The organism is Rhodobacter ferrooxidans, assembly GCF_000176015.1.
GTDB classification, from domain to species: Bacteria; Pseudomonadota; Alphaproteobacteria; order Rhodobacterales; family Rhodobacteraceae; genus Pseudorhodobacter_B; species Pseudorhodobacter_B ferrooxidans.
Genome location: NZ_ACYY01000003.1, coordinates 186,017 through 205,295 on the forward strand (window position 1 = coordinate 186,017; position 19,279 = coordinate 205,295).

At 63.5% G+C, this 19,279-nt stretch carries 22 protein-coding genes and 1 pseudogene; all 23 read left to right on the top strand.

Annotation, left to right across the window (positions count from 1 at the left end; all coding sequences use genetic code 11):
* The first annotated feature begins 46 nt into the window (after nucleotides 1-46).
* The 23 genes and pseudogenes from RSW2DRAFT_RS03740 (at nucleotide 47) to RSW2DRAFT_RS03840 (ending at nucleotide 19,271) form a co-directional block, all read left to right on the top strand.
* Nucleotides 47-412, top strand: coding sequence for an NADH-quinone oxidoreductase subunit A (locus RSW2DRAFT_RS03740; protein ID WP_008028179.1), 366 nt, complete (start codon nucleotides 47-49; stop codon nucleotides 410-412).
* On the top strand, nucleotides 403-936 hold the full coding sequence (locus tag RSW2DRAFT_RS03745) for a NuoB/complex I 20 kDa subunit family protein (RefSeq protein WP_008028181.1): 534 nt from the start codon (nucleotides 403-405) through the stop codon (nucleotides 934-936). The genes RSW2DRAFT_RS03740 and RSW2DRAFT_RS03745 overlap by 10 nt, the downstream gene beginning before the upstream one ends.
* An 11-nt stretch (nucleotides 937-947) precedes the next feature.
* Complete coding sequence (locus RSW2DRAFT_RS03750; protein ID WP_008028182.1) at nucleotides 948-1,550, top strand: NADH-quinone oxidoreductase subunit C; 603 nt, start codon at nucleotides 948-950, stop codon at nucleotides 1,548-1,550.
* Nucleotides 1,551-1,553: 3 nt separating this feature from the next.
* Nucleotides 1,554-2,789: an NADH-quinone oxidoreductase subunit D gene (locus RSW2DRAFT_RS03755; protein WP_008028185.1), complete on the top strand. Its 1,236-nt coding sequence runs from the start codon at nucleotides 1,554-1,556 to the stop codon at nucleotides 2,787-2,789.
* Between the two features lie 51 nt (nucleotides 2,790-2,840).
* Nucleotides 2,841-3,560: pseudogene (gene nuoE / locus RSW2DRAFT_RS03760) on the top strand (NADH-quinone oxidoreductase subunit NuoE); the annotation flags it as partial.
* 100 nt (nucleotides 3,561-3,660) lie between these two features.
* Nucleotides 3,661-4,347, top strand: a complete 687-nt coding sequence (locus tag RSW2DRAFT_RS03765; RefSeq protein ID WP_008028189.1) for a hypothetical protein — start codon at nucleotides 3,661-3,663, stop codon at nucleotides 4,345-4,347.
* 77 nt (nucleotides 4,348-4,424) lie between these two features.
* Entirely contained in the window at nucleotides 4,425-5,720 is a 1,296-nt protein-coding gene (gene nuoF, locus RSW2DRAFT_RS03770) for an NADH-quinone oxidoreductase subunit NuoF (protein ID WP_008028190.1), read from the top strand.
* 3 nt (nucleotides 5,721-5,723) lie between these two features.
* A complete protein-coding gene (locus RSW2DRAFT_RS03775; protein ID WP_008028193.1) occupies nucleotides 5,724-6,095 on the top strand; it encodes a hypothetical protein in 372 nt (123 codons plus the stop codon).
* Nucleotides 6,092-6,451: a hypothetical protein gene (locus RSW2DRAFT_RS03780; protein ID WP_008028196.1), complete on the top strand. Its 360-nt coding sequence runs from the start codon at nucleotides 6,092-6,094 to the stop codon at nucleotides 6,449-6,451. Before RSW2DRAFT_RS03775 ends, RSW2DRAFT_RS03780 begins: the two co-directional genes overlap by 4 nt.
* The gene (locus tag RSW2DRAFT_RS17795; RefSeq protein ID WP_156790616.1) at nucleotides 6,448-6,954 is read left to right on the top strand and encodes a hypothetical protein; all 507 of its coding nucleotides are present in this window, start codon (nucleotides 6,448-6,450) and stop codon (nucleotides 6,952-6,954) included. Before RSW2DRAFT_RS03780 ends, RSW2DRAFT_RS17795 begins: the two co-directional genes overlap by 4 nt.
* A 4-nt stretch (nucleotides 6,955-6,958) precedes the next feature.
* Nucleotides 6,959-8,977: an NADH-quinone oxidoreductase subunit NuoG gene (gene nuoG / locus RSW2DRAFT_RS03785; RefSeq protein ID WP_008028197.1), complete on the top strand. Its 2,019-nt coding sequence runs from the start codon at nucleotides 6,959-6,961 to the stop codon at nucleotides 8,975-8,977.
* A gap of 3 nt (nucleotides 8,978-8,980) precedes the next feature.
* Entirely contained in the window at nucleotides 8,981-9,382 is a 402-nt protein-coding gene (locus RSW2DRAFT_RS03790) for a hypothetical protein (RefSeq protein WP_008028198.1), read from the top strand.
* 15 nt (nucleotides 9,383-9,397) lie between these two features.
* Entirely contained in the window at nucleotides 9,398-10,435 is a 1,038-nt protein-coding gene (nuoH, locus tag RSW2DRAFT_RS03795; protein ID WP_008028200.1) for an NADH-quinone oxidoreductase subunit NuoH, read from the top strand.
* Complete coding sequence (locus RSW2DRAFT_RS17800; protein WP_232209642.1) at nucleotides 10,408-11,010, top strand: hypothetical protein; 603 nt, start codon at nucleotides 10,408-10,410, stop codon at nucleotides 11,008-11,010. The genes nuoH and RSW2DRAFT_RS17800 overlap by 28 nt, the downstream gene beginning before the upstream one ends.
* The gene (nuoI, locus tag RSW2DRAFT_RS03800; protein WP_008028201.1) at nucleotides 11,007-11,501 is read left to right on the top strand and encodes an NADH-quinone oxidoreductase subunit NuoI; all 495 of its coding nucleotides are present in this window, start codon (nucleotides 11,007-11,009) and stop codon (nucleotides 11,499-11,501) included. The genes RSW2DRAFT_RS17800 and nuoI overlap by 4 nt, the downstream gene beginning before the upstream one ends.
* Nucleotides 11,498-11,908 carry a carboxymuconolactone decarboxylase family protein gene (locus RSW2DRAFT_RS03805; protein ID WP_008028203.1) on the top strand — a complete coding sequence of 137 codons (411 nt, stop codon included), beginning with the start codon at nucleotides 11,498-11,500 and terminating at the stop codon, nucleotides 11,906-11,908. Before nuoI ends, RSW2DRAFT_RS03805 begins: the two co-directional genes overlap by 4 nt.
* The gene (locus RSW2DRAFT_RS03810) at nucleotides 11,905-12,519 is read left to right on the top strand and encodes an NADH-quinone oxidoreductase subunit J (protein WP_008028206.1); all 615 of its coding nucleotides are present in this window, start codon (nucleotides 11,905-11,907) and stop codon (nucleotides 12,517-12,519) included. Before RSW2DRAFT_RS03805 ends, RSW2DRAFT_RS03810 begins: the two co-directional genes overlap by 4 nt.
* Entirely contained in the window at nucleotides 12,516-13,040 is a 525-nt protein-coding gene (locus RSW2DRAFT_RS03815; protein WP_156790618.1) for a hypothetical protein, read from the top strand. The genes RSW2DRAFT_RS03810 and RSW2DRAFT_RS03815 overlap by 4 nt, the downstream gene beginning before the upstream one ends.
* Before the next feature lie 61 nt (nucleotides 13,041-13,101).
* Nucleotides 13,102-13,407, top strand: coding sequence for an NADH-quinone oxidoreductase subunit NuoK (gene nuoK / locus RSW2DRAFT_RS03820; protein ID WP_008028210.1), 306 nt, complete (start codon nucleotides 13,102-13,104; stop codon nucleotides 13,405-13,407).
* Nucleotides 13,408-13,411: 4 nt separating this feature from the next.
* Entirely contained in the window at nucleotides 13,412-15,535 is a 2,124-nt protein-coding gene (gene nuoL / locus RSW2DRAFT_RS03825) for an NADH-quinone oxidoreductase subunit L (RefSeq protein ID WP_008028212.1), read from the top strand.
* Entirely contained in the window at nucleotides 15,535-17,073 is a 1,539-nt protein-coding gene (locus RSW2DRAFT_RS03830) for an NADH-quinone oxidoreductase subunit M (RefSeq protein ID WP_008028213.1), read from the top strand. Before nuoL ends, RSW2DRAFT_RS03830 begins: the two co-directional genes overlap by 1 nt.
* A gap of 10 nt (nucleotides 17,074-17,083) precedes the next feature.
* Nucleotides 17,084-18,520 carry an NADH-quinone oxidoreductase subunit NuoN gene (nuoN, locus tag RSW2DRAFT_RS03835; protein ID WP_008028216.1) on the top strand — a complete coding sequence of 479 codons (1,437 nt, stop codon included), beginning with the start codon at nucleotides 17,084-17,086 and terminating at the stop codon, nucleotides 18,518-18,520.
* Nucleotides 18,510-19,271: a biotin--[acetyl-CoA-carboxylase] ligase gene (locus RSW2DRAFT_RS03840; protein ID WP_040671509.1), complete on the top strand. Its 762-nt coding sequence runs from the start codon at nucleotides 18,510-18,512 to the stop codon at nucleotides 19,269-19,271. Before nuoN ends, RSW2DRAFT_RS03840 begins: the two co-directional genes overlap by 11 nt.
* Nucleotides 19,272-19,279 lie beyond the last annotated feature (8 nt).

Sequence of the window (19,279 nt, forward strand, 5' to 3'; positions counted from 1 at the left end):
CCTCAACAGTGGCCGTCTTGCCGTCGCCAGCTGAAGGAGCAACCTCGTGGACGCACTTCTCCGAGAGTATCTTCCCATCCTGATCCTGCTTGCCCTGGCCATCGGCCTTGGCCTGGTGCTGATTTTGGCGGCGGTGGTGCTGGCGATCCGCAACCCCGACCCGGAAAAGGTCTCGGCCTATGAATGTGGTTTCAACGCCTTCGACGACGCGCGGATGAAGTTCGACGTGCGGTTCTATCTGGTGTCGATCCTGTTCATCATCTTCGATCTGGAAGTGGCGTTCCTGTTCCCCTGGGCGGTGGCCTTCGGGCAGATCTCGATGCTGGGGTTCTGGTCGATGATGATCTTCCTGACGGTGCTGACCGTAGGCTTTGCCTATGAATGGAAGAAGGGGGCGCTGGAATGGGCGTGATGACCGGGGCGAATACCGCGGGGCCTGATGCCGAGGTTGCGACCGACGCGCTGAACCGCGAGCTTTCGGACAAGGGGTTTCTGCTGACCTCGACCGAGGACATCATCAACTGGGCCCGCACTGGCAGCCTGCACTGGATGACCTTTGGTCTGGCCTGTTGTGCTGTGGAAATGATCCAGCTTTCGATGCCGCGCTATGATCTGGAACGCTTTGGCACTGCCCCGCGCGCCTCGCCGCGGCAGTCCGATCTGATGATCGTCGCGGGCACCCTGACCAACAAGATGGCCCCGGCGCTGCGCAAGGTCTATGACCAGATGCCCGAGCCGCGCTATGTGATCTCGATGGGTAGCTGTGCCAATGGCGGCGGCTACTACCACTATTCCTATTCGGTGGTGCGCGGTTGCGACCGCATCGTGCCGGTCGATGTCTATGTGCCGGGCTGCCCGCCCACCGCCGAGGCGTTGCTGTATGGCATCCTGCAGTTGCAACGCAAAATGCGCCGCACCGGCACCATAACCCGCTAAGGAAAAGCCCCATGCCCGAAGCGTTGAACGAACTTGCCGGCCTGCTGGAACTGAAGCAGTCGAACGCCGTGCTGGGCCATGCGGTCGAGAATGGCGAGCTGACGGTGGAAGTTTCCGTTGCGCGGCTGCATGGGCTGGTGGATTTCCTGCGCGGCGATGCGGCCTGCCGGTTCTCGACACTGATCGACATCACGGCGGTGGATTACCCCGGCCGCGCCGCGCGGTTCGACGTGGTGTATCACCTGCTGTCGATGTATCAGAACCAGCGCATCCGGCTGGTGGCGGCGGTGCGCGAGGACGAGATGGTGCCCTCGCTGGTGTCGCTGTTCCCCGGCGCCAACTGGTACGAGCGCGAGGTGTTCGACATGTTCGGCATCCTGTTCTCGGGCCACCCCGACCTGCGCCGCATCCTGACCGACTATGGTTTCCGCGGCCACCCGCTGCGCAAGGATTTCCCCACCACCGGCTATACCGAAGTGCGCTATGACGATGTGCAAAAGCGCGTGGTCTACGAACCGGTCAGCCTGACGCAGGAATACCGCCAGTTCGATTTCATGTCGCCATGGGAGGGGGCTGCCTACATCCTTCCGGGCGACGAAAAGCAGGGGGCCTGAGCCATGCGCGACGACATCATTCAGAACAGCTATGATGACGGCTCGCATGATGTGCTGACGGGCGAGCAGCGCATCCGCAACTTCAACATCAACTTCGGCCCGCAACACCCTGCGGCGCATGGGGTTTTGCGGCTGGTTCTGGAGCTTGACGGCGAGATTGTCGAACGCGCCGACCCGCATATCGGCCTGTTGCACCGCGGCACCGAAAAGCTGATGGAAAGCCGCACCTATCTGCAGAACCTGCCCTACATGGACCGGCTGGACTATGTGGCGCCGATGAACCAGGAGCATGCCTATTGCCTGGCGATCGAGCGGCTGACCGGCACGGTGATCCCGCGCCGCGCCAGTCTGATCCGGGTGCTGTTTTCCGAAATCGGCCGCTTGCTGAACCACCTGATGAACGTGACCACCGGGGCGATGGACGTGGGCGCGCTGACCCCGCCGCTGTGGGGCTTTACCGCCCGCGAAGAGCTGATGGGGTTCTACGAACGGGCCTCGGGCGCGCGGATGCATGCGGCCTATTTCCGGCCCGGCGGCGTGCATCAGGATCTGGATGCGCGGCTGATCGACGATATCGAGACCTGGGCCATCGGGTTCCCGAAACTGCTGGACGACCTTGACGGTCTGGTGACCGAAAACCGGGTGTTCAAGCAGCGCACCGTCGATATCGCGATCATCAGCCAGCAGGACGCGCTGGACTGGGGCTTTTCGGGGGTGATGGTGCGCGGCTCGGGCATGGCCTGGGATTTGCGCCGCGCCCAACCCTATGAATGTTATGACGAATTCGACTTTCTGGTGCCGATCGGCAAGAACGGCGACTGCTATGACCGCTATCTTCTGCGCATGGAAGAGATGCGGCAATCGACCCGGATCATCCGGCAGGCGCTGACCAAGTTGCGCGCCGAACCCGGCGAGGTGCTGGCCCGCGGCAAGATCACCCCGCCGAAACGCGGCGAGATGAAGACCTCGATGGAAGCCCTGATCCATCACTTCAAGCTTTATACCGAAGGCTTCCACGTGCCCGCCGGCCAGATCTATGCCGCGGTCGAGGCGCCGAAGGGCGAGTTCGGCGTCTATCTGGTGTCGGACGGCAGCAACAAACCCTACCGCATCAAGCTGCGCGCGCCGGGCTATGCGCATCTGCAGGCGATGGATTTCATGGCCGCGGGGCATCAATTGGCCGATGTGGCCGCGATCATGGCCACCATCGACGTGGTGTTCGGGGAGATCGACCGCTGATGTCCCGTTGCACCCCGTTGGCCTTTGTATCTGAAATGGCAGGATAAATTCATGCTGCGCCGTCTGCACCACACCCAGCCTGCCTCGTTCGCCTTCACCCCTGCCAATCAGGCCTGGGCCGAGGGGCAGGTGTCGAAATATCCGGCGGGGCGTCAGGCTTCGGCGATCATTCCGCTGCTGTGGCGCGCGCAGGAGCAGGAAGGCTGGCTGTCGCGTCCGGCCATTGAACACGTCGCCGACATGCTGGGCATGGCCTATATCCGGGCCTTGGAAGTCGCCACCTTCTACTTCATGTTCCAGTTGCAACCCGTTGGTTCGGTGGCAAATATCCAGATTTGCGGCACCACCTCCTGCCTGATCTGCGGTGCCGAAGACCTGATCGCGGTCTGCCGCGAGCTGATTGCCGACAAGCCGCATACGCTGTCGGCTGACGGCAAGTTTTCCTGGGAAGAGGTGGAATGTCTGGGCGCCTGCACCAATGCGCCGATGGCGCAGATCGGCAAGGACTACTACGAGGATCTGAACGCCGAGCGGTTGCGGGCGCTGATCGCGCGGTTCTCCAACGGCGAAGTGCCGGTGCCGGGGCCGCAGAATGGCCGCTATGCCAGCGAGCCTTTGGCCGGGCTGACCTCGCTGAAGGATCATGCTGCCGGTCGGGCACCGCACAACGCCTCGGTGGCGCGGGCGGTGGCGCTGGGGGATACGGTGAAGCGGATCGACGGCACCGAGGTGCCGCTGCTGACGCCCTGGCTGGGCCGGGGGGGAGTGGCGCCGAAACTGGCCGCACGGGTTCGCAAGGACGGCGGACAGGACTGAAAGCGGACAGGACTGAAAATAGTGGCAAACGCCAAAGGGACGGGGGAAGGCTGAGATGAAGAATTGCACGGAAAATAGCTGGATCGTCGGCGCGATGGCCGGGGTGGCCACGGCGCTTGCCTTGCCGCGGCTGGCGGCGGACCCGGCGTTCTTGCAGCGCACGGCGCTGGACCCGGCGCTGATCTCGACGCCGGGCGCCGAGTTCATCGGGCTTGGAGTGTTCGGCCTTGTCGGTGCCGTGCTGGCGGTGCTGTTCTGTCGTGGCTCGGCCAGGCCGGTGCCTGCGGCGGCGGTGACGCATGCGCCGGTTGCCGAACCTGCTGCGGCGCCGATGGCCGCCGTTGCCGCGATGCCGCAAGCCGCCCCCGCAGCCGCCGTGAAGGCTGCCCCTGCGGTCGAAGCCGCCCCGAAAGCCGCCGCCCCGAAAGCTGAAAAACCCGCCGCAAAGCCGAAGAAGGCTGACGGCCCGCTGCGGCTGGATGCGCCGCGCGGTGGCAAGGCCGATGATCTGAAAGAAATCGAGGGCATCGGCCCGGCGCTGGAAAAGCTGTGCAACAGCTTGGGGTTCTACCACTTTGACCAGATCGCCGCCTGGACCGATGCCGACGTGGCCTGGGTTGACCAGAACATGGCGAAATTCAAGGGCCGGATCGTGCGCGACAAATGGGTGGCGCAGGCCAGGCTGATCGGGTCCGAGGGGCTGGAGGTCTTTCGCATCCGCGCCAAGACCAACGACTACTGAGTGATGACGACGCGGACTGACACATTTCCGATCCGGTGCGGGCAGATGCCCCGCACCTGCGCAACGAAGGGCACGACATGCTGAAAGATCAGGACCGGATCTTTACCAACCTTTACGGGATGCATGACCGCAGCCTTGCCGGCGCGCGCAAGCGGGGCAATTGGGATGGCACGGCCGGTTTTCTGGCCCACGGCCGCGACTGGATCGTTGATCAGGTCAAGGCCAGCGGTCTGCGTGGCCGGGGCGGCGCGGGCTTTCCCACCGGGCTGAAATGGTCGTTCATGCCCAAGGTCAGCGATGGCCGCCCGGCCTATCTGGTGATCAACGCCGACGAATCCGAACCCGGCACTTGCAAGGACCGCGAGATCATGCGGCACGACCCGCACACGCTGGTCGAAGGCGCGCTGATCGCCGGTTTCGCCATGGGGGCGGTGGCTGGCTATATCTACATCCGCGGCGAATACATCCGCGAGCGCGAGGCGTTGCAGGCGGCGATTGACGAGGCCTATGACGCCGGGCTGATCGGCAAGAACGCCTGCGGCTCGGGCTACAACTACGACCTTTACCTGGTGCATGGCGCCGGCGCCTACATCTGCGGCGAGGAAACCGCGATGCTGGAAAGCCTGGAGGGCAAGAAGGGCATGCCGCGGATGAAACCGCCGTTCCCTGCCGCCTCCGGCCTTTATGGCTGCCCGACCACGGTGAACAACGTCGAATCCATCGCCGTGGTGCCGACCATCCTGCGCCGCGGCGCTTCGTGGTTCGCGGGCTTTGGCCGGCCCAACAACACCGGCACCAAGCTGTTCGGCATCTCGGGCCATGTGGTGAACCCCTGCGTGGTCGAGGAGGCGATGTCGATCCCGTTGCGCGAGTTGCTGGACAAGCATTGCGGCGGTGTGCGCGGCGGCTGGAAGAACCTGAAGGCGGTGATCCCGGGTGGCTCGTCGGTGCCGATGCTGAACGCCGCACAATGCGACGAGGCGATCATGGATTTCGACTGGCTGCGCGAGCAGCGGTCCGGCCTTGGCACCGCGGCGGTGATCGTGATGGACCAATCGACCGACGTGATCAAGGCGATCTGGCGGCTGTCGAAGTTCTACAAGCACGAGTCTTGCGGCCAGTGCACCCCCTGCCGCGAGGGCACCGGCTGGATGATGCGGGTGATGGACCGCCTGGTGAAGGGCGAGGCCGAGATCGAGGAGATCGACATGCTGCTGTCGGTCACCAAGCAGGTCGAGGGTCACACCATCTGCGCGCTTGGCGATGCGGCGGCCTGGCCCATTCAGGGTCTGGTGCGGCATTTCCGCGAGGAGATCGAGGATCGGATCAAGGCGAGGAAATCGGGGCGCATGGGCGCGATGGCGGCGGAGTAGGGCATGAAACGCGCGCTGATCCTTCCGGTGTTGCTGGCGGCCTGTGTTCAGGCCGCGCCGCCCGTGGGCATGCCCGACGGGCTGCCGGACGGCACCTCGATCAAGGTTGGCGGCAAGGTGCTGGTGGCGCGGCAGATGCGCGATTGGCCGCAGATGATCGCCCCGGTCAGCGCCGAAACCGGCCAGACCGTGATCGTGCAATCGGGCACGGCGGAGACGGTGATCATTTCCGGCAGCCCGGACAGCCGGGCGCTGGCGATTGCAGCCTTGGCGCAGTTCTGTGGCCGCGAGATCGACCCCGACGGGTTCGACACGCAATATGTCTATCAGGAGCCGAAGTCCGGCGACTGGTGGTTTGACGGGTTCTGCGGATGAAGCGGGGCAGGGCAACATCGGGGCTGGTTCTGGCAATGGCGGGGCTGTCGGCCTGCGTCTCGCCTGCGGCAGCGGTGCGGCCTTTGGCCGAACCCGTGGCGGTGCCGGTGTCGCTGAACGGCGCAAGCTTTGCCGCGCGGATCGAGCCGGGGCCTGCGGGGCATCGCTTTACGGCCAACGGCGCGCAGCCGGTGGCGGGCTTGACGGTGGCGGTGGCGGCCCTGGCGCGCGATCAGGGCAAGCTGGCCAAGGACGTGGCGCAAGCGGCCTGCCTTGCGCAGAACCGCCGGTTCGACGGCTCGGCCTTGGGGCGCTATGCCTCGGGCAACTGGATATTCAACGGGGCCTGCGCATGAGTGGAACGCAGAAATTGAGTGGTTGGTTGGTTGTTCCAGTCGTCTTCTTCGTTTGGGGCGTCAGTTCGGTCTGGAACTGGGCATCGGAAACGCTTTCTTCGACAGGCGGACCCGAACAACGAGTTTCAGCGCAATCAGCCGCTGTTTCGGATACGGTCACCGAAGTCGAGGCGACGCCGGACGACGAAATTTTTCTTTGCCGTGCCGCAATTGCAGAAATGATGGGACGCGACTTGGGAATTGTCAAAGCGGTTAGGCGGTTGGACGGTACGGTAGGCACCAACTACCGCCGCCCGACTGATGGGAAAATCTGGCAGAATGTTTGCCGCGTGGAAGGCTCAAGAATTGTTTGGGCGTCTCTTGAAGATAATGGTTCTGTTGGACGGTGGCGGACACACCCTGACGATGAAGTTGTGACCTTCACTTTGCAAAGCGGCAGTGTGACGATTCATCAGACTTTTGCCGATGGCAGTGCCACGTCAGATACGTTCAAGCGGGATTGATAGAATGACCAACCTCAAGAAAATCAGCATTGATGGCACCGTGGTCGAGGTTGACGGCGCGATGACGCTGATCCAGGCCTGCGAAGTGGCGGGCGTGCAGGTGCCGCGGTTCTGCTATCACGAACGGCTGACCATCGCCGGCAACTGCCGGATGTGTCTGGTCGAGGTGCTGGGCGGGCCGCCGAAGCCTGCCGCAAGCTGTGCGATGCAGGTGAAAGACCTGCGCCCCGGCCCGAATGGTGAGCCTCCCGTTGTCAAGACCAACTCGCCGATGGTCAAGAAAGCCCGCGAAGGGGTGATGGAGTTCCTGCTGATCAATCATCCGCTGGATTGCCCGATCTGCGATCAGGGCGGCGAATGTGACCTGCAGGATCAGGCGATGGCCTTTGGCGTCGATTTCAGCCGCTACCGCGAACCGAAACGCGCCAGCGATGATCTGGACCTTGGGCCGCTGGTCTCGACCCAGATGACCCGCTGCATCTCCTGCACCCGTTGCGTGCGCTTTACCTCGGAAGTCGCGGGTATCCTGCAGATGGGGCAAACCGGGCGCGGCGAGGATGCCGAGATTACGACCTATCTGGGCCTCAGCTTGGACAGCAACATGCAGGGCAACATCATCGACCTGTGCCCGGTGGGCGCGCTGACTTCCAAGCCCTATGCCTTCACCGCCCGGCCGTGGGAACTGGCCAAGACCGAATCCATCGACGTGATGGATGCGCTTGGCAGCAATATCCGCATCGACACCAAGGGCCGCGAAGTCATGCGCATCCTGCCGCGCAACCATGACGGCGTGAACGAGGAATGGATCTCCGACAAGACCCGCTTCATCTGGGATGGCTTGCGGCGGCAGCGGCTGGACGTGCCTTATATCCGGGTGGATGGCAAGCTGCGCAAGGCAAGCTGGCCCGAGGCGCTGGCGGCGGTGGCGAAGGCCGTGAAGGGTAAAAAGGTTGCCGGTCTGGTGGGCGATCTGGTGCCGGTCGAGGCGGCTTATTCGTTGAAACTGCTGGTGGAATCCTTGGGCGGCCATGTCGAATGTCGCACCGATGGCGCGCGGCTGCCTGCCGGGAACCGCTCGGCTTACGTCGGCACCGCCAGCATTGAAGACCTCGACAGCGCCGAGATGATCCACCTGATCGGCACCAACCCGCGGCTGGAAGCGCCGGTGCTGAATGCCCGCATCCGCAAGGCCTGGGCCCGCGGGGCCACGGTGGAACTGATCGGTGAAGCGGTCGATCTGACCTATGACTATGTGCATGTCGGCACCGGGCGCAAGGCGCTGGTGGCGCTGGCGGCGCAGCAGATCGTCGGCACGCCGGAAAAGGGCACGGTGGTCATCATCGGGCAGGGTGCCTTGAACGAGGCGGATGGCGAGGCGGTGCTGGCGCAGGCGATGTCGCTGGCAGAGCGCAACAACGGCAAGCTGCTGGTGCTGCATACGGCGGCGGGCCGGGTTGGCGCGATGGATGTGGGGGCTGTCACTGAAGGCGGGCTGCTGGCCGCGACCGAGGGCGCGGAAGTTATCTTTAACCTTGGGGCGGATGAGGTGGAAATCGCCGCTGGCCCCTTCGTGATCTATCAGGGCAGCCACGGCGACCGTGGGGCGATGCGGGCCGATGTGATCCTGCCCGCCGCCGCCTATACGGAAGAAAACGCCCTGTTCGTCAACACCGAAGGTCGGCCGCAACTGGCGTTCCGCGCCGGTTTCGCGCCGGGCGAGGCCAAGGAGAACTGGGCGATCCTGCGGGCGGTCTCGGCCGAACTGGGGCAGACCTTGCCTTGGGACAGTCTGGCAGCCCTGCGCCGGGCGCTTATCGCCGCCCACCCGCATCTGGGGGCGGTGGACGTGGTGCCGGAAAACCGGTGGCAACCGCTGCCGCTGCGCGCCCCGGCGGATGCCGATTTCCGCAATGCGATCAAGGATTTCTACCTGACCAACCCGATTGCCCGTGCCAGCGCCGTGATGGCCGAACTGTCGGCCAACCATGCCGCGCGGGCCAAGACCCAGATGGCGGCGGAGTAACCGATGCAAGCCAGCCGCAGCCTTGCCGCGACCCTGATCACCGCCCTGGCGGTCAGTGGCTGCGCGCAAACCGCGGATGTGACGCAGGGCGATTTCGCGCCCGGCTATGACGGGATCGAGACCATCCTGCTGGACGGCGATCTGGTCAACTTTCGTGTCGCCATGAAAGGCGCGCGCGACAACGAGGATGTGGCCGCCTACGCACGCTGTGCGGCGGCGCAATACGCCCTGATCCGCGGTTTCGGCTTCGCGCGGCATGTGCGGACCAACGTGGCGAAATCAGGGGACGTTTGGCGCGGCGATGCGGTCTATACCATATCGCCGGCGCTGCCTCGCGGGCTAAAAACCATCGACGCCGAAGTGACGGTGCGCGATTGCGGCGCCCAGGGGATACCGACGGTATGAGGAATGTGAGGCACCATGGCTGAGTTTTTCCAGACGGGCTTGGGGACGGCGCTGCTGATCGCGGCGCAAAGCATGCTGGTCGTCACCTTCGTGATGGTCAGCCTGCTGTTCCTGGTCTATGGCGACCGCAAGATCTGGGCGGCGGTGCAGATGCGGCGCGGGCCGAACGTGGTGGGGCCCTGGGGCATCCTGCAAACCGTGGCCGACGCGCTGAAATACGTGGTCAAGGAAATCGTCATCCCGGCAGGCGCCGACCGTCCGGTGTTCTTTCTGGCACCGATGCTGTCTTTCGTGCTGGCGGTGCTGGCCTGGGCGGTCATTCCGTTCAATCAGGGCTGGGTGCTGTCGGATATCAACGTGGCCCTGCTGTTCGTGTTCGCCGTCTCCTCCTTGGAGGTTTACGGCGTGATCATGGGCGGCTGGGCTTCGAACTCGAAATACCCGTTCCTTGGCAGCTTGCGGTCGGCGGCGCAGATGATCTCCTACGAAGTGTCGTTGGGGCTGATCATCATCGGCATCATCATCTCGACCGGTTCGATGAACTTCTCGGCGATTGTCGAGGCGCAGAAGGGGTCTTTGGGCCTGTTGAACTGGTATTGGCTGCCGCATCTGCCGATGGTGGTGCTGTTCTTCATCAGCGCATTGGCCGAAACCAACCGCCCGCCATTCGATCTGCCGGAGGCGGAATCCGAACTGGTGGCGGGGTTCATGGTCGAGTATTCCTCGACCCCCTACCTTCTGTTCATGGCCGGCGAATACATCGCCATCTTCCTGATGTGCGCGCTGATGAGCCTGCTGTTCTTCGGCGGCTGGCTGTCACCGATCCCCGGCCTGCCCGACAGCTCGCTGTGGATGGTCGGCAAGATGGCGTTCTTCTTCTTCCTGTTCGCCATGGTGAAGGCCATCGTGCCGCGCTACCGCTATGACCAGTTGATGCGGATCGGCTGGAAGGTGTTCCTGCCGCTCAGCCTCGCCTGGGTGGTGATCGTGGCGTTCCTGGCGAAATTCGGCGTGATGGGCGGGCTTTGGGCACGCTGGACGGTGGGGGGTTAATGGGAATGTTTTCCCCAGCCTTTGCAACGCCCACGCTGCTCTTCGCCGCATCGCTCCAACTTGTGCCGACAAGTGCTGCGGCACAGAATGATGGCCTGACATTGCGGAGTTTAGTTTTGGCGCGGTGTGGCGCAGAACTCGCATCGTATGAAGAAACAGTTCCGGCAGGCATTTCGATTTTTCAGGGCCGAGGAGGCGAGTTTGAACTCGACCCCTCGCGGGAATCCATAAACCAAGTTGGTGCGTGGCTAAGTACCGTGTATCCGCTGCTTGATGCCTTCCTAATTGGGAAGGCACCGTTACGGCCGGAGCAGCGACGCGATGTAGCTTCGAGCCTTGGTCGGGCACTCGACCTAACCCGTTGCTTAATGCCCAGTTCGGCACAATTGGACGTTTACAAGATGGACGGTCCTCCGGATGCGGCCGAAATTATACAGTCGGCTGAATGCTATATCCCTCGTGCGAATATTGTTTATGAGGCGATGCTTACCGACATGGGTGCGACCGAGTTGCGTGCCTTAAGAGAAGAACAGTCGAAAGCTGCATCGGCATGCGCTAGTGAGGACTTGCAATGAGCAACATCGACTACGGCCGCGCCGTCAAGTATTTCCTGATGTGGGATTTCATCAAGGGCTTCGGCCTGGGGATGAAGTATTTCCTGGCGCCGAAGGACACGCTGAACTACCCGCACGAGAAGGGCAAACTCAGCCCGCGGTTCCGCGGCGAACACGCGCTGCGCCGCTATCCCAATGGCGAGGAACGCTGCATCGCCTGCAAGCTGTGCGAGGCGATCTGCCCGGCGCAGGCCATCACCATCGACGCCGAACCGCGTGCCGATGGCAGCAGGCGGACCACCCGCTATGACATCGACATGACCAAATGCATCTACTGCGGCTTCTGTCAGGAAGCCTGCCCGGTGGATGCCATCGTCGAAGGCCCGAACTTCGAATTCTCGACCGAGACCCGCGAGGAGCTGTTCTACAACAAGGAAAAGCTGCTGGCCAACGGCGCGCAATGGGAAGCCGAGATCGCCCGCAACCTTGAAATGGACGCGCCCTACAGATGAACGATGCATTCAACCAGATCTTCCGCCAGATGTTCGAGCAGGGTCAGCAGATGGCCAAGGCCTTCGCCCCGGCGCTGGAAGGCTTTGACGTCAAGGGCTTCGAAAAGCTGTTCCCGACCATGCCCAAGGAAATGCTGGAGGCGTGGTTCGGCAAGACCTTCAACCCCGAAGGCCTCGACGCGCGCACCCGCCTTCTGGTGACCATCGCCGCGCTGACCGTGCTGGGGGCGCAGGCCGATGCGCAGTTGCGGCTGACCATCCGGCAGGCACTGACCGCCGGCGCCACCAAGCGCGAGGTGGCGGAAGTGATCTGGCAGATGAGCATGTTCGGCGGCCTTCCCGCCATGCAGAAGGCGCTGGAAATCGCCCAGGGCGTATTCAGCGAAACCGAGGAGGACAAGGCATGAACGTTGCGGACTACGCCTTTTACCTGTTTGCCTTCGTCACCCTGACTTCGGCGCTGCTGGTCACGGTGTCGCGCAACCCGGTCCATTCGGTGCTGTGGCTGATCCTGGCCTTCATCTCGACCGCTGGCCTCTTCGTGCTCTTGGGCGCCGAGTTCGTGGCGATGCTGTTGATGATCGTCTATGTCGGCGCTGTGGCGGTGCTGTTCCTGTTCGTGGTGATGATGCTCGACATCGACTTTGCCGCCCTTCGGGGCAAGATGACGCGCTATTTGCCGATCGGGCTGGCCTTCGGGGTGGTGTTGCTCTTGGAATTCAGCATGGCGCTGTTTGTCTGGGTGCAGGCCGACGGCGCGGTGGCGATGCGGCAGGCGGTGGCGCCCGATCCGGGCCAGGTGGAAAACACCCGGGCGCTGGGGCTGTTGATCTATGACAAGTATATCTACCTGTTCCAGGCCGCCGGGCTGATCCTTCTGGTGGCGATGATCGGGGCGATCCTGCTGACGCTGCGGCACCGCAAGGACATCAAGCGGCAGAACGTGCTGCACCAGATGTGGCGCGACCCGGCCAAGACCATGGAAATCAAGGACATCAAACCGGGGCAGGGGCTGTGAAAACACTTGCCGCCCTTGCTGTTGCACTGATGGCCGCCACCCCGGCACTGGCCTGCTCGCCCATGCCGGTGGTGGCTTCGGCCACGCCGATGCGCGGCGAGGGCTGTGCGATTGCCTATAACCTGTCGGAATACCGCACGGTGGGTCTGGGCAGCATCCGCGATCTGGGGCATGGCTTCCTGAGCCAGGTGGCCTTTGACGGCACCGCCTGTGGCGCAGAGGAAAATCTGGTGGTGCTGGATTGCAACGCAGGCCTTGCCGCCGTGGCCGGGCCGACGCGCTGGAGCCTGATGGACCTTGAAGGCACCAAGACTGCGGCGGCGCTTCTGGAAGATCAGGTGGCGGCGGCGGTGCAGGCCGGGGATGGCTCGCTTGACGCGGTGGCGGCGCTGGCGACCAAGGCCGGGATGCCCGACCTGCTGCGGATCAAGGCCGATGCCGCGATCAATCTGAACGGCCAGAAGCTGCCCTTGCGCTGTGGCTGCACGACCTACTACCCCGATCTGAAACCGGCGGGCTGACAAGACGCCGGCCTTGCCGGGGACAAGAACAACAACGGGCCACGCCCGGAGGGACTGAGAAATGGTGGGACTGGAACATTACCTGACGGTCGCGGCGGTGCTGTTCGTCATCGGCATCTTCGGCATTTTCCTGAACCGGAAGAATGTCATCGTCATCCTGATGTCGATCGAGCTGATGCTGCTGGCGGTGAACATCAACATGGTGGCGTTCTCGGCGCATCTGGGCGATCTGGTCGGGCAGGTGTTCACCCTGTTCGTGCTGACGGTGGCGGCGGCCGAAGCGGCGATCGGCCTTGCGATCCTGGTCAGCTTCTTCCGCACCCGCGGCACCATCGACGTCGAAGACGCCAACGTGATGAAGGGCTGACCTCATGGCAATGATCATCCTGCTTGCGCCGCTGATCGGCGCGCTGATCTGCGGCTTCGGCTGGCGCATCCTTGGCGAGAAAACCGCCACCGTCCTGACCACCGCCACGGTGTTCCTGTCGGCGCTGCTGTCCTGGATCATCTTTCTGACTTTCGAAGGCCCGACCCAGCACATCCACATCCTGAACTGGATCCAGTCTGGCAGTCTGGATGTCGAATGGGCGATCCGGCTGGACCGGCTGACCGCGATCATGCTGGTGGTGGTGAACACGGTGTCGGCGCTGGTGCACCTTTATTCCTTTGGCTACATGGCACATGACGAGAACTGGGAGCCGAAGCAGGCCTACAAGGCGCGGTTCTTTGCCTATCTGTCGTTCTTCACCTTCTCGATGCTGGCGCTGGTGACCGCCGACAACCTGGTGCAGATGTTCTTCGGCTGGGAAGGCGTGGGCGTCGCCTCTTATTTGCTGATCGGCTTCTATTACAAGAAACCGAGCGCCAATGCCGCGGCGATCAAGGCTTTCGTGGTCAACCGGGTGGGGGACTTCGGCTTTTCGCTGGGGATTTTCGCGCTGTTCTTCCTCACGGACAGCATCCGCTTCGATGATGTGTTCGCCGCAGCGCCGGTGCTGGCGCAGACCAACCTGAGTTTCCTGTGGACCGAGTGGAATGCCGCCAATCTGATCGGGGTGTTGCTGTTCATCGGCGCCATGGGCAAATCGGCGCAACTGTTCCTGCACACCTGGCTGCCCGACGCCATGGAAGGCCCGACGCCGGTTTCGGCGCTGATCCATGCCGCGACCATGGTCACCGCCGGGGTGTTTCTGGTCTGCCGGATGTCGCCGCTTTACGAATACGCGCCCGATGCCAAGACCATGATCGTCGTCGTCGGTGCCGCCACCGCGTTCTTTGCCGCCACGGTGGGTCTGGTACAGAACGACATCAAGCGGGTGATCGCCTATTCGACCTGCTCGCAGCTTGGCTACATGTTCGTGGCGGCAGGCGTTGGGGTCTATTCGGTGGCGATGTTCCATCTGTTCACCCACGCCTTCTTCAAGGCGATGCTGTTCCTTGGCGCAGGCTCGGTGATCACCGCGATGCACCACGAACAGGACATGCGCAATTACGGCGGCTTGCGGAAAAAGATCCCGCTGACCTTTGCCGCGATGCTGATCGGCACTCTGGCGATCACCGGGGTGGGCATCCCGTTCACCCATATCGGTTTCGCCGGTTTCCTGTCGAAGGACGCGGTGATCGAGTCTGCCTATGTCGGCTCGCAACCGGCGTTCTGGGCGCTGGTGGTGGCGGCCTTCATGACCAGCTTCTATTCCTGGCGGCTGATGTTCATGACCTTCTGGGGCAAGCCGCGCGGCGATCATCACGCACATGAGCACGCGCATGAAAGCCCGAAGACCATGCTGATCCCGCTGGGCGTGCTGGCGCTGGGGGCGACGTTCTCGGGGATGGTGTGGTATAATTCCTTCTTCGGCAACGAAGAGACCATGCGCAACTGGTTCGGCATGGAAGCCGCCCAGCACGAAGCCGCGGGCGAGGCGGTCAGCCACGAGGCGACCGCCGCCGAAACCGAAGCTCCCGCCGCCGCCGCCGATACCGCCGCGACCGAGGCGCCCGCTGTAGTGGCTGATACCGCCACAGCCGAACCCGCAGCCCATGCGCCGCAGGGCGGCATCTTCATCGGCCCGGACAACCATGTGCTGCACGAGGCGCATCTTGTGCCGGAATGGGTGAAACTGGCGCCCTTCGTGGCCATGCTGGCGGGCTTGGGTCTGGCGTTCTGGATGTATGTCACCTCGCCGCAACTGCCGGGGATGCTGGCGCGCGGGATGCGGCCGATCTACCTGTTCCTGCTGAACAAATGGTATTTCGACGAGCTGTATGACGCGATCTTCGTGCGCCCGGCCAAGGCGATCGGCCGCTTCCTGTGGAAGCAGGGTGATGGCAGCCTGATCGACGGCACCATCAACGGCGTGGCCCTTGGCCTTATTCCGATGCTGACCCGGCTCGCCGGTCGGGCGCAGTCCGGTTACATCTTTCACTACGCTTTCGCCATGGTGGCGGGGATTGTGGTCCTCGTCACCTGGATGGTGCTGGCAGGGGGCGCGCAGTAATGGAAAACCTGCTTTCCATCATCACTTTCCTGCCGCTGGTGGCGGCGACCATTCTGGCGCTGTTCCTGCGTGGCGACGATGCGGCAGCGCAGCGCAATGCCAAATGGCTGGCGCTGGTCGCCACTTCGGCCACCTTCATCCTGTCGCTGTTCCTGCTGGCGGGGTTCGACCCCGCCGATACCGGGATGCAGTTTCTGGAGGATTACGACTGGATCGTCGGCCTGCATTACAAGATGGGCGTCGATGGCATCTCGGTGTTGTTCGTGCTGCTGACCACCTTCCTGATGCCGATCACCATCGCCGCCTGCTGGCCGGTCGAGGTGCGGGTGAAGGAATACATGATCGCCTTTCTGGTGCTGGAAACCCTGATGATCGGGGTGTTCACCGCACTGGATCTGGTGCTGTTCTACCTGTTCTTCGAGGCCGGCCTGATCCCGATGTTCCTGATCATCGGCATCTGGGGCGGCAAGGAGCGGATCTACGCCGCCTTCAAGTTCTTCCTTTATACCTTCCTCGGCTCGGTCTTGATGCTGGTGGCGATGATCGTGATGTATGTGCAGGCGGGCACCACCGACATGGTGGCGCTGATGCAGTTCGACTTCGCGCATGAAACGCTGGGGATCGGCGGCTTCCAGATCGTCGGCGGCTTGCAGACGCTGCTGTTCCTGGCGTTCTTCGCCAGTTTCGCGGTGAAGATCCCGATGTGGCCGGTGCACACCTGGTTGCCCGATGCCCACGTGCAGGCGCCCACCGCAGGCTCGGTGATCCTGGCTGCGGTGATGCTGAAGATGGGCGGCTATGGCCTGCTGCGCTTCAGCCTGCCGATGTTCCCTGTGGGCGCCGAGGTGCTGGGGCCGCTGGTGCTGTGGATGAGCGTGATTGCCATTGTTTACACCAGTCTGGTGGCGCTGGCGCAATCGGACATGAAAAAGCTGATCGCCTATTCGTCGGTGGCCCATATGGGCTTTGTGACCATGGGCATCTTTGCGGTGAACCAGCAGGGCGTCGATGGCGCGATCTTCCAGATGCTGTCGCACGGCTTCATCTCGGGCGCGCTGTTTTTGATCGTCGGGGTGATCTATGACCGGATGCACACCCGCGAGATCGACGCCTATGGTGGTCTGGTCAACCGGATGCCGGTCTATGCGCTGATCTTCATGTTCTTCACCATGGCCAACGTCGGGCTGCCGGGCACCTCGGGGTTCGTGGGCGAGTTTCTGACGCTGGTCGGCATCTTCCAGGTCAACACCTGGGTGGCGGCGGTGGCGACCACCGGGGTGATCCTGTCGGCGGCCTATGCGCTGTGGCTGTATCGCCGGGTGGTATTCGGCGACCTGATCAAGGAAGCGCTGAAAACCATCACCGACATGACCGGCCGCGAGCGGGCGATCTTTGCGCCGCTGGTGGTGATGACGTTGCTGCTGGGGGTCTATCCCAGCCTTGTCACCGATCTGATCGGGCCGTCGGTGGGTGCGCTGGTCGCTGACTATCATACTGCGCCTGGTGTCTCCGACGCCGCAGCGCAGGTCACGAATTGAGGGACGCACAATGACTTACGTCGATTTCACCACCGTCCTTCCCGAAGTGATCCTGGCGCTGTTTGCCATGCTGGCGCTGCTGTTCGGTGCCTTCACCAGCAAGGACGCCACCACGACGCTGCTGACCTGGGTGACGGCGGCGTTGTTCACCGGCCTTGCGATCTGGATTGGTGCTGCGGGCAGTGGCGAGCACATGGCCTTTGGCGGCATGTTCAACGACGACCCGTTTGCCCGCTTTGCCAAGGTGACGATCCTGCTTTCCGCCGCCGCCGTGCTGGTGATGAGCCAGGACTACCTGCGCCGCCGCAATCTGGCGCGGTTCGAATACCCGATCCTGATCGCGCTGTCGGTGGTCGGCATGATGATGATGGTGTCGGCGGGCGACCTGATGGCGCTGTATATGGGCCTCGAATTGCAATCGCTGGCGCTTTACGTCATCGCCAGCCTGCGCCGCGACAGCCCGAAATCGACCGAGGCCGGGTTGAAGTATTTCGTGCTTGGCTCGCTGTCGTCGGGGCTGTTCCTGTATGGTGCCTCGCTGACCTATGGCTTTGCCGGCACCACGCTGTTCTCGGGCATCTTGCGGTCGGTGGCGAATGGCGTGCCGCTGGGGCTGCTGTTCGGGCTGGTGTTCATGCTGGCGGGGCTGGCGTTCAAGGTCTCGGCGGCACCGTTCCACATGTGGACGCCTGACGTTTACGAAGGTGCGCCCACGCCGGTGACGGCGATCTTTGCCACCGCCCCCAAGGTGGCGGCGATGGCGCTGATCGCGCGGCTGGTGCATGACGCCTTTGGCAGCATCCCGGGCGACTGGGGGCAGGTGATTGCGGGCCTCTCGGTGGCCTCGATGTTCATCGGTGCCATCGGCGCCATCGGCCAGCGCGACCTGAAGCGGCTGATGGCCTATTCCTCGATCGCCCATATGGGGTTCGCGCTGATCGGGCTGGCGGCGGCAACGGCGCTTGGTGTGCAGGCGACGATGATCTACATGGCGATCTACGTCACGATGAACATCGGCACCTTCGCCTTCATCCTGTCGCTGGAGCGGGACGGCGCCCCGGTCACCAGCATCGACAGCCTGAACATGTTCTCGAAAACCGCGCCGTTGAAGGCGCTGGCGGTGATGGTGCTGTTTGTCAGCATGGCCGGTCTGCCGCCGATGCTGGGGTTCTTTGCCAAGTTCTATGTGCTGAAAGCCGCGATCAACGCCGACATGACCTGGCTGGCGATTGCCGGGGTGCTGGCCTCGGTGATCGGCGCGTTCTACTACCTGCGCATCGTCTATGTGATGTATTTCGGCAAGGAAACCGAAGGCGTCGGCAGCCGGATGGTGCCGGTGCAATGGCTGATGCTGATGGGGTCTGCGGTGATCATGGTGGCGGGGATCATCAACCTGTTCGGCATCGACCCGATTGCCGCCGTGGCAGCCGAAGCTCTTGTCCGTTAAGGCAAGCTGGCCCGAGGGCGTCGCCCGGCATGTGCTGGCATCGGTTGACAGCACCTCGGCGCAGGCGGCTCGGCTGGCCGCTGCCGGGCTGACCTCGCCGGCCTGGGTGCTTGCGGGCGAGCAGACCGCGGGCAAGGGCAGGCGGGGCAGGCCCTGGGCCAGCCCGCGCGGCAACTTTTATGCCTCGCTGGTGATGCAGCCTGCGGAACCGCCCGAGCAGGTGGCCTTGCGGTCCTTTGCCGCCGCACTGGCGCTGCGCGAGGCGCTGGTGGGGCTGACCGGCCTGCCGCAGGTGTTTGCGCTGAAATGGCCGAATGACGTGCTGCTGAACGGCGGCAAGCTGGCGGGGATCTTGCTGGAATCCACCGGCGCCAACGGGCGGTTGGGCAATCTGGTGATCGGCATCGGCGTCAATCTGACGACCGCCCCCGATCCTGCGGAGGTGGAACCGGGGGCGGTAACCCCGGTCAGCTTGCTGGCCGAAACCGGGCTGCGCATCACGCCCGAAGCCTTCCTTGATGCCCTCGCCCCGGCCTATGCGCGGTGGGAGGCGGTGTTCACCACCTACGGTTTCGCCCCCCTGCGCGACGAATGGCTGCGGCATGCCGCCCGGCTTGGCCAAACCATCCGCGCCCGCACTGGCACCCAGACCCGGACGGGTATATTTGAAACCGTGGACGCCACCGGCGCGCTGGTGCTGACCACGCCCGAGGGGCGGGTGGCCATTCCGGCCGCCGAGGTGTTTTTCTGAAAGGGCGC